This is a genomic window from Parabacteroides caeci, from assembly GCF_023656795.1.
GTDB lineage: Bacteria > Bacteroidota > Bacteroidia > Bacteroidales > Tannerellaceae > Parabacteroides > Parabacteroides segnis.
The window spans coordinates 1-9,869 of record NZ_JAMOKT010000114.1 but is presented as its reverse complement, the minus strand read 5'-3'; the positions used below and the strand labels follow the sequence as shown (position 1 = coordinate 9,869).

Genomic DNA, 9,869 nt, shown 5'->3' with positions numbered 1-9,869 from the left:
TTACGGAAACTCTTTTAGTGCTAAATTTGTAAACTTATAACAGCACGGACCTTTTTGGTCCTTTTTGAAACTTTTTTATTTTCAAGAAGGTCAACTTATTTCAGGACAGGACACGTAGTAATTTGAATTAGTAAGGCTAGTAAATGAAAATAGATAGTAGGAAAACAAAAAAGAGGATGTATCCCCTATATTACGATCCCCCAATATATTGCACAACGAAAGTGCACAAAACTATTATTTTCTGCACTTTTGTTGTGCAATTATCGTATATCTGTTCATAAATGATATGCGACGGATAAACTATGATTCAGCAAACTAGGAGGTAAAAACAAAGGACAACGACAAATAGCCGATGCACAAGAAGGGTATGTAGTCAAGGGTGATATTGAAACCGGTTATGGGAATGTGATTCCACTCTGGAATTTTGGAATGAACTATTAATAGAAATATTAGGCATGGATTTCATAGATTAACACGTTTCTTATTTATTCAATCCGTGAAATCGTGAAATCCATGCCTAAAAATTATTACATTGACTGTCCGCCGCCACCGCCACTACTTTCACCACCACTTTTTTGATCATCATTACTGATGCCACGTCTTACTTTCTTAATCGCATCTTTCAATGTTCCAAATCGATAGGATACACTAATACGAAAATCACGAGAACTCCAATGGTTCACAGAATACATTCGGAAAGTAGGATCTGATGTTTCATTTTCAAACTTGAGAGTCTTCCAGAATGGATTATTGGCACTTAAGGAAACTGTTAATTTTTTCTTCATGAAACTCTTATTTACAGAGAACCCTACATTATAATAGGAAGACCCTTTTCCCTGTAAAGTAATCCAAGGAGATGAATAAGAGCCATAGACATTTATAACAAAATCTTTTGGTAGATTAAGCTGGGGACCAGCGTATATATATCCAGTGAAACCACTATTTGACATATTCAATTCCTGAGTAGAATTCGTTTGTAAATCCACATAATTACCACCTGCATTCAAATTAATACGGAATAACGGTATGGGATTCCAACTACCATAAAGATAAAGACCCGCTCTTTGTTGCTTTCCTATATTTCCATAAGTCGACTCAGCTATTCCATCCGAATTAACGAAAGTGTAACGTTCAATAGAGTTGTTTACAAATGTATAGTTAGTACTTACATTAATACTTAACTTCTGCGAAAACATACTATAATTGAAATTCACATTGTTACTCTTCTCTGAATCCAAATTCGGATTACCATAAGAAATATTTTCCGGGTCTGTTGTATTTCTATATGGATTCAAATACCAAATACCAGGACGCTGAATACGCATATTATAACCAATACGCATCTGTTGTGTCATCCCTATCTGATAAGAGAAAGTCACATTCGGTACAACATCAAAATAGTTCGTACTAAAATCTTGCTCATGTGCCTTGGCATACTTTACACTCAAACTTGTTCCTTCTGCACGTACCCCTGCTTTTACTCCAAATTTAGAAAATTTCAACGCATACCCCAAATAACCAGAGTATACATGCTGAGTATGCTTAAAATCACTATTTAATTCAGATTTATCTTCCCAAACAGATGTTGTAGAATTTAATATCTGCCGCAACGTTTCACTATCACTTTGACGGAATATGTATTTACCTCCTACTTCCAAGGTATGATTCTTCCGGATTGGTGTTGTATAATCTACCTGCCCGGTATGCTCCGTCGTTGCTGCATCATTGATATTCCATTGCGGATACAATAGAGAATCCGGATAATTAACCATATTTGTCAATTCTGAACGACCTTCGTTATCATTTGGAGAATTACTGAAACGATATGAGAAAGTAAGTAATTCATCTTTTTTACTGGTTGAATGCTGATAATCCACATTTAAATCTGTTGAACCAAACACATATTTAGCATAACTGTTACGATCATAATGATAAGCCAAATCAGGATTTTGATTAATCATTTCCACAAAATTCTCAGAAAGATTTTTACTATTTCCTCTATACAAATTGGCTCCAACACTAATAAGATTCAATGTATCAATCTCATAACTTGCTTCTAAATAACCATATTGAAATGGTCCTTTACGCTTACTACGACCATTTTGATTCATGATACTCTCTTTACCCGGAATCAGATTTTCACGATTCATATAAGAATCAGTCCACGGGGAATTCTGATTATTATAGTTATAATTGGCTGTCAACCCTAGACTTCCTATTTTAGCTGAAATATACGCGCCACCACCAAAGCGCCCTAAAGTACTTGCGTTTGCACGAACATTTCCAGTATACCCTTGCAGCGCATTCTTTGTAGTGATAATATTAATGATACCACCCACACCTTCTGCATCATATTTGGCACCCGGATCAGTAATTACTTCAATATTCTTAATTGAACTTGCAGGCATACCTTTTAATACATCTGAAGAATTTTCCCCACTTAACAGGTTCGAAGGTTTACCATTCATATATATTTTAAAGTTGGTAGAACCTTTCAGCTGTATCTTATCTTCACCATCAACAGTAATCATAGGAACTTTCCGGAGCATATCCAATGTATTATTAGTTTGTGCTTCTGGATCATCTTCCAGACTATAGGTAAGTTTATCTATTTCTACCTTCACCAATGGTTTCTGAGCAGTAACCGTCACTTCCTTGATCTGCTGAGAATCGTCATTCATATACAACTTTCCTAGATCCAGGCTTTTCTTGTTTTCAGACAATGTAAAGCGTTTTACGGCAGGAAGCTTCCCCAAAGATTGCATGGACATGATGTATGTACCGGGTTGTTTTAATGTGGTGGTAAACTTTCCATCATCATCACAGGCCAGCAGTTTGATTGCTTTCTGGGGCGCATTTGCCAAAGCGATACTCAACGTGGCATAAGGAACTGTTTCATTAGACAGGGAATCAACTACCTGTCCCTTGATCGTGTAATCAGCGGCATTCTGGTTCTGCGCACACAAAGGCACAGTCATCATCAACACCAACACTAAGTAGAGCAGTTTTTCTTTCATCAAATTTAAAGAATTTAGAGGTTATCGATTGATTTATTATATTTATTACTTAAAAAATAGTGTAAACCCGATACAAATGTATAAGATTCTACGAAATCTTCGTATTTAGCAGGATTAAAGATTTGTAAAAGATGTATTTTGCTGTTCGATTAGATGAATTTGTTTTAAATTTGTAGGAATTACTATTAATAAATATAGATATGAGAAAGATTTCAATCATTTTAACCGCTTTATTATTCATTTCCGTTATGAATGCACAGGATCTTAAAGTCATTAAACTCAATGCCCCGGACAAGGCTCGCGGGACAGCTGTTATGAAAGCATTTTCCGACCGTCATTCCGATCGCGAATATGCTGCGAAAGAACTAAGCGCACAGGATCTTTCAGATTTGTTATGGGCTGCCAACGGCATTAACCGTACAGACGGAAAACGCACGGCTCCGTCGGCTTTGAACAAACAGGATATCGATGTGTATGTTATTATGAAAGATGGCGCTTATCTATATGATGCAAAAGCCCATGCACTGAATCCGATAGCTAAAGGTGACCATCGTGCTGCCGTTGGAGGAGGACAGGATTTCGTTAAAGATGCTCCCGTCTGTCTCGTTCTGGTATCCGACCTCTCCCGTTTCGGTAAAGTCGGAGATCATACAAAACTGATGGCGGCAATGGATGCCGGTATCGTTTCACAAAATATAAACTTATGTTGTGCTGGCATAGGATTGTCTACAGTACCTAGAGCAAGTATGGATCAGGCAACTTTGAAGAAAATCCTCAAACTGACAGACAACCAGGTATTGATGATGAATAATCCGGTTGGCTATCCGAAATAAATCAGACATTGTCAGATGTGAAACATTTTTCTACTTATACGCCAAAACCTTTTTTCACAAATGAATTGAAGATTATTATGTACATTTGCCGAAAATTTGACAAAATGCCTACAATTTTCATCGCTCTTTTTTGCGCTTACTTTGCAGGGAATATTTATATATTCATCAGAGGGGCACAGACGCTTGTGGCCCAGCCTTTCGGCGTAAAGGTGCTTCTGACAGTTCTATTCTGGAGTTGTGCACTTGCATTCGTAGTCAGTATGCTGGCAAGGAATGTAAAATATCCGGACGTGGTGGCACATACCATACACGAGGTGGGAACCGGCTGGCTGGTTTTTACTTTATATATGGTATTATTTCTGGTTGCGTTCGATATATTCAAACTTTTCAACGGGAGCTTTAAATATGGGTTTTACATCTCACTTCTACTGACACTCAGCCTGTTAAGTTACGGTTATTATCATTATCAACATCCGAAGACACAAGTTTTCAACATAGTTATCAACAAGGTAGTCAACAGTAATCAACAACCGATGAAAGTTGTTGCCATAAGCGACATCCACCTGGGTTACGGCACAAACAAGGCACAACTAAAGAAATATGTAAACATGATCAATGCCGAACAACCGGACCTGATCCTGATCGGAGGAGACTTGATAGACAACAGCGTAACGCCTCTTTATGCAGAGAATATGCAAGAAGAACTTTCGCAACTGAAAGCGCCGCAAGGCATTTATATGGTTCCGGGAAACCACGAATATATCAGCGGAATAAAGAAAAGCGTTGATTTTATCCAATCGACCCCGATCAAACTGTTACGCGACACAGTGGTTACACTCCCCAATGGGCTTCAGATAGCCGGACGTGACGACCGTCATAATCCGTCACGCTTATCCCTTCAGGCTTTATCGCAAAACATTGATCCGGATAAACCTGTTATTCTTTTGGATCATCAGCCGTATGACCTGCAGGAAACGGAGAAAGCCGGCATAGACCTTCAATTCAGCGGACACACACATCGGGGACAAATCTGGCCGATGAGCCTGCTGACAGACCGCTTGTTCGAGCAAAGTTATGGATACAGACAATGGGGTAACAGCCATATCTACGTATCTTCCGGCTTATCACTCTGGGGACCTCCTTTCCGGATCGGGACGAGCAGCGAGATGGTGGTATTCAATATTGCATTCAAATAAGGCCCCGCAAGGCAAACTGGTATGAAAGTCTTTATTCAATCGATAGTAGCACAATTGTTACTGAATCCCTATATCTTTTGGAGGGGCTATCAGGCAATACCGGCTAAAAAAAGCTGGCGTATTCCTTATACATTATTCTTTATACTGGAACTGGCGATTTACTTCTTCGGATTTTTCTTCCGCAAGGAATTGCCGGATCATATAATGACCACGATCCAATATATCTGCAACACCTGGTATATTGCTTCCGTCTATATCACGCTTTCATTGCTGACGCTGGAAGTGCTCAGACTATCCGACCGTTTCTTCCATTGGTTTCCCCAATGGCTGACACAACATTGGAAACAGGCTAAGTTAACCCTGTTTTTTGTAATTATAGCCGGAGTATCTTGCCTGATGGTGAAAGCCTACCTGACCGTCGCCTACCCGATAGTCAAAGACGTATATGTCACTCTGCCCAAAGGGAGCAGCGACCGCGACAGCCTGACTGTGGTTATGATGAGCGATTTGCATATCGGTGAAGTGATCGGTAAACAGCTGGTTCAACGCTATGTCGCACTAAGTAACGCCCAACACCCGGATATGGTCGTATTGGTTGGCGACATTATGGATTACGAATCCCGTTTTGCCGAGATGGAACATATAGAAGATGATTTACAGCAACTAAAAGCACCGCTGGGTGTATACGTCGTAAACGGCAACCACGAATACCGTGCCAACCGTTTTGCCAAATATCGCTGGCTGGCAAAAACCGGAGCCGTACATCTGATTGACTCGGTCGTACAACCCGATTCAACCTTTTACCTGATCGGCAGAGACGATTATATCAATAAAAAACGGCAGGCTTTACATACGTTAATGGCGGACATCGATACCACCAAACCGATTATTGTTCTGGATCATCAACCTTGGTCATTTGCAGAAATGGCCATGAACGGCGTGGATCTGGGACTTCACGGACATACCCATAACGGGCAGTTATGGCCCTATCCCCTGTTAATGAAACTGATCTATGAATGTCCCTACGGTTATCATAAAAAAGGTCCAACCCAGTTTTATGTATCTTCCGGCATAGGTATAGCCGGCCCTCCTTACCGGGTCGGAACTGTATCCGAATTGGTTGTTCTGCATATTAAATTCAAATAAAAGCCGGAAATCCTTTTCACAAAATAAAAAAGGGAATAAACAATTTTGTTTACTCCCTCAATATATCGGTCTTATAAATTCTATCCTACAGTCTGATCAAACGCATAGGCTATATTACCTCCTTTGGTCGAAGAATCGGCTTTTTCGTCAGCCGGTTTGGTTTCTCCTTCTTCCGGGGTGCTTAATGTCTTGCTATATAATTCAGGGTTGCTCAGAACTTCGATCGCTTTATCCAGTACTTCGTCATCTTTCAGGCTTTCAAGCAGTTCGCCTTTCTGGAAATAATAGCGTTTTACGATCTCCGAAGCCAGCAACTTTTTAATCTGATCCTTATAAAGGTCGAAATCCCGGTCCAGATTTGGAGTTAAGCGGGCCTCCAGTTCAGTGAAAATAGTTGAATCCCTATCTGTATAGCCTTCTAACTGGGCTACTTCTTTCAGGTTTTTCAAAATCTTTTCACTCTGACGGTCATAAGTGAAATTCTTTTCTTTCGCATAGTTTTTGAATGCTTCAAAATCCTCATCGGAAACAGTAAACTCTTCCACAGAAGGAATTGTCTTATGTTTCTGTGCCCAATCCGTAACAAAGTCCACCAGGACAAAATCGGTCACCAGATAATACATGATAGTCGGCATCTCTTCTTCCTCTATTTCAAACTCCGGACGTACACCGCCACCGTCACGGACAGGACGCCCTTTCGATGTATAGAATACAGATGTCAGGCTATCCGGAATAGCAGCCACACTGCCGTCCGCCTTCCTGTGGGAATAATCCATCTGCTGGATGCAACGGCCGCTGGGGATGTAATATTTACTCATTGTTACTTTCAGACGCCCTTCATAAGGAAGTTCACGGGTAGACTGTACCAAGCCTTTTCCATACGAACGCTGGCCTACCAATACGGCACGGTCCATATCCTGTAATGCGCCGGAAACAATTTCGGCTGCAGAGGCCGAATTGCCATTGATCAGGACTGCCATCGGCATTACTGTATCAATCGGTTCATTGGATGTACGGTAAGTACGGTCCCACTGACTGACTTTGCCTTTGGTAGATACTACCTCTTTCCCTTTCGGGACAAACATACCAACGATCTGAGTGGCACTTTCCAACAGACCACCTCCGTTATTCCGTAAATCCAGGATCAATGATTTTATCTGATGATTCTTCTTTAAATCTTCCAGGGCATTTTTCACTTCCTGTGCGCTCTTATCGGTAAACCCTTTCAGATAGATGTACCCGACACCATCGCCACGAACACCATAATAAGTAACCTGGTCTACCAGGATCTGCTTACGGACCAGTTCCACTTCGCGGGGTTTCTTTTCGTTCGGACGCTGTATCTTCAATACCATTTTTGTATTGGGCACTCCTTTCAGCAGTTCACTGACTTCACTGGATGTTTTATTGCTCGTATCGATTGTATCGATAGCCAGGATGCGGTCTCCGGCTTTCAACCCCGCCAAAGCAGCTGGCATACCTTCAAAAGGTTCAATGATATACACTCCTCCTTCTTTCCGCTCACGGATATAAGAACCGATACCGCCATATTCGCCGGTAGTCATTATTTTCAGTTCATCCATATCCTGTTCCGGATAATAGACAGTATAAGGGTCCAGACCACTCAACATGGCATTGATCCCTCTCCGGACTGTTTTTTCAACATCCACCGAATCCACATAGAACATTTCGACCTCTTTCACCAAAGCATTGAAAATGTCCAGGTTCTTACTTACTTCAAAGCGGTTATCTTTCTGAGCCTGTCCCGGCAAAATACTCCCAGCCAGGAGCAATAAGCAAAACAAACCTATCAATCTTTCTCGTCGTACCTTCTTAAACATAGAATATTTAGTTAATTAACGATGTAAATGTATACATAAAACCCTTTTCAGGATAATATCGCATCTACTTTTAACTTTATTTGTTCCCATTTGTCATCCGGAATCTGAGCCCCGATCACATCTATAATATATCCGGCCAGAAGCGAACCGATCCGGGCCGACTGTTCCAATGTAGCTCCCACAGATTGCCCATACAGGAACCCGGCAGCAAAATGATCGCCGGCTCCGGTTGTATCGACCGGCTTGCCTCCTTCTGCCGGAACGGCAATGACCTGTCCTTTACTTCCCACTAACGCACCTTCCTTACCCAGAGTAACCAAAGACACCTCTACCATTCCGGAAAGCACCTTTACCGCTTCCTCTGCTTTCAGACCGGTAAAAGCCTCTGCTTCACTTTCATTAGAGAAAAGAATATCGACATATTCAGGAATAATATCATCCAGCAATCCCTTAAATGCATTTACAATATTAAAATTAGAAAGGTCGAGAGCCACTTTCAATCCCAGTTTTTTTGCTTTTTGCATGGTAGTACGAACCAACTCTTCGTTTACCAGCAAATATCCTTCTATATATATACAGTTATACCGGCTAAGGATCTCCTCCTTTATTTCATCCGGCGTAATCGTTGGAGCCGGACCGAGGAATGTACCCATCGTACGTTCGCCGTCTTTTGAGATCAATACGGTACAACTGCCCGAAATACCCTCTGTCTTTATAAAATAAGGAGACACGTTCGCATCCTGCAACGCCTTTTCATAATATTCACCAACCGTATCCGTACCGATCTTTCCTATAAAACCGGTATTTGCTCCCAGGCAAGCCATTGCACGCATCGTATTACAAACAGAGCCACCCGGAGCCTGGCTTTTCTCCAACCGTTCCTGTGTTTTACGGATAGTGATCATCTGTTCCTGACCGATCATATCCATTGCCCCCTTCTTTATACCCACTTCTGCAAGCACATCATCACTATCTAACCGAAGTAAAACATCTACCAAAGCGTTTCCTAAGCCTATCGTATTCATTTTTTCAAATTTTTTCTGCAAAGATATTGCATATTTCAAAAAGAACCTCTACTTTTGCAGTGCAATTTCAGAAAGGCATACAACAAGCCGCTGAAAGATTGAAAATTCTTCCTTAGCTCAGTTGGTTAGAGCATCTGACTGTTAATCAGAGGGTCCTTGGTTCAAGTCCAAGAGGAAGAGCAAAAGACATCGGGAAAGACTGAAAAACATATTTTCTTCCTTAGCTCAGTTGGTTAGAGCATCTGACTGTTAATCAGAGGGTCCTTGGTTCAAGTCCAAGAGGAAGAGCGAAAAGACATCGGGAAAGACTGAAAGACATATCTTCTTCCTTAGCTCAGTTGGTTAGAGCATCTGACTGTTAATCAGAGGGTCCTTGGTTCAAGTCCAAGAGGAAGAGCGGAAAAAAGAGATACTTCAGTGAGGTATCTCTTTTTTTATAAGTATCTCCTACCGGAATCGTTTATAACTAAGTCCGAAAACAACTTATTCTAAAGATAAAAACAATAGCTTCTAAACCCGAAAGCTATTGCTTTTGCAAAATACCATCCCGGTGACGTTCTATCATGACCGGGATGGCATTCCGATATCATCTTGGTGATACAGAATCAATCAAAGCATCTCAAAGTTAACGCAACAGGGAATGTTTCAGGTATAATCAGTTTTGAACTATTTTCTTTAATGGGGCAAAGCCCCATGCCGCAGGCTCTCTTTTGCCGTCAGTTTCAACTCAATGTCATCAATTTAAGAAAAAATACCCTTAAAACGAAAAAAGCCATTGGAAATATCAAAGAAAGAATTACTTTAAAGTTAC

The 9,869-nt window shown here is 40.9% G+C and carries 7 protein-coding genes, 3 tRNA genes and 1 pseudogene; 8 read left to right on the top strand and 3 right to left on the bottom strand.

All coding sequences use genetic code 11. The features are described from left to right. Positions 1 to 312: 312 nt before the first annotated feature. Positions 313 to 441, top strand: a pseudogene (locus NBH15_RS29460) (ATP-binding protein); the annotation flags it as partial. A gap of 86 nt (positions 442 to 527) precedes the next feature. On the opposite strand, the gene NBH15_RS28395 reads toward NBH15_RS29460, so the two are convergent. Further along, positions 528 to 3,017, bottom strand: coding sequence for a TonB-dependent receptor (locus NBH15_RS28395; RefSeq protein ID WP_250824138.1), 2,490 nt, complete (start codon positions 3,015 to 3,017; stop codon positions 528 to 530). A gap of 200 nt (positions 3,018 to 3,217) precedes the next feature. On the opposite strand from NBH15_RS28395, the gene NBH15_RS28390 reads away from it, so the two are divergent. The 3 genes from NBH15_RS28390 (at position 3,218) to NBH15_RS28380 (ending at position 6,192) form a co-directional block, all read left to right on the top strand. Further along, positions 3,218 to 3,850 carry a SagB/ThcOx family dehydrogenase gene (locus tag NBH15_RS28390; RefSeq protein ID WP_244051290.1) on the top strand — a complete coding sequence of 211 codons (633 nt, stop codon included), beginning with the start codon at positions 3,218 to 3,220 and terminating at the stop codon, positions 3,848 to 3,850. Positions 3,851 to 3,954: 104 nt separating this feature from the next. Beyond that, positions 3,955 to 5,046 carry a metallophosphoesterase gene (locus NBH15_RS28385; protein WP_244051289.1) on the top strand — a complete coding sequence of 364 codons (1,092 nt, stop codon included), beginning with the start codon at positions 3,955 to 3,957 and terminating at the stop codon, positions 5,044 to 5,046. A gap of 21 nt (positions 5,047 to 5,067) precedes the next feature. After that, positions 5,068 to 6,192 (top strand): metallophosphoesterase, encoded by a 1,125-nt coding sequence (locus NBH15_RS28380; protein ID WP_250824137.1) that lies wholly within the window; start codon positions 5,068 to 5,070, stop codon positions 6,190 to 6,192. Positions 6,193 to 6,272: 80 nt separating this feature from the next. Here NBH15_RS28380 and NBH15_RS28375 read toward each other — a convergent pair whose 3' ends face one another. Together NBH15_RS28375 and NBH15_RS28370 are read right to left on the bottom strand one after the other, a co-directional pair. Then, positions 6,273 to 8,033: a S41 family peptidase gene (locus NBH15_RS28375; RefSeq protein ID WP_128135259.1), complete on the bottom strand. Its 1,761-nt coding sequence runs from the start codon at positions 8,031 to 8,033 to the stop codon at positions 6,273 to 6,275. Positions 8,034 to 8,080: 47 nt separating this feature from the next. Next, positions 8,081 to 9,058, bottom strand: a complete 978-nt coding sequence (locus NBH15_RS28370) for an adenosine kinase (RefSeq protein ID WP_128135258.1) — start codon at positions 9,056 to 9,058, stop codon at positions 8,081 to 8,083. Positions 9,059 to 9,164: 106 nt separating this feature from the next. Here NBH15_RS28370 and NBH15_RS28365 point away from each other — a divergent pair. The 4 genes from NBH15_RS28365 to NBH15_RS28350 form a co-directional block, all read left to right on the top strand. After that, a tRNA-Asn gene (locus tag NBH15_RS28365) sits at positions 9,165 to 9,238 on the top strand. Between the two features lie 34 nt (positions 9,239 to 9,272). Continuing rightward, positions 9,273 to 9,346, top strand: a tRNA-Asn gene (locus NBH15_RS28360). Between the two features lie 35 nt (positions 9,347 to 9,381). Then, positions 9,382 to 9,455: transfer RNA gene (locus NBH15_RS28355), tRNA-Asn, on the top strand. 194 nt (positions 9,456 to 9,649) lie between these two features. Further along, the coding region (locus NBH15_RS28350) for a hypothetical protein (protein ID WP_250824136.1) at positions 9,650 to 9,869 on the top strand (220 nt) is incomplete at its 3' end.

Bases quoted from the DNA above. Each gene is read 5' to 3' on its own strand.
- NBH15_RS28395 (WP_250824138.1), bottom strand. From the start codon at position 3,017: ATGAAAGAAAAACTGCTCTACTTAGTGTTGGTGTTGATGATGACTGTG.
- NBH15_RS28390 (WP_244051290.1), top strand. From the start codon at position 3,218: ATGAGAAAGATTTCAATCATTTTAACCGCTTTATTATTCATTTCCGTT.
- NBH15_RS28385 (WP_244051289.1), top strand. From the start codon at position 3,955: ATGCCTACAATTTTCATCGCTCTTTTTTGCGCTTACTTTGCAGGGAAT.
- NBH15_RS28380 (WP_250824137.1), top strand. From the start codon at position 5,068: ATGAAAGTCTTTATTCAATCGATAGTAGCACAATTGTTACTGAATCCC.
- NBH15_RS28375 (WP_128135259.1), bottom strand. From the start codon at position 8,033: ATGTTTAAGAAGGTACGACGAGAAAGATTGATAGGTTTGTTTTGCTTA.
- NBH15_RS28370 (WP_128135258.1), bottom strand. From the start codon at position 9,058: ATGAATACGATAGGCTTAGGAAACGCTTTGGTAGATGTTTTACTTCGG.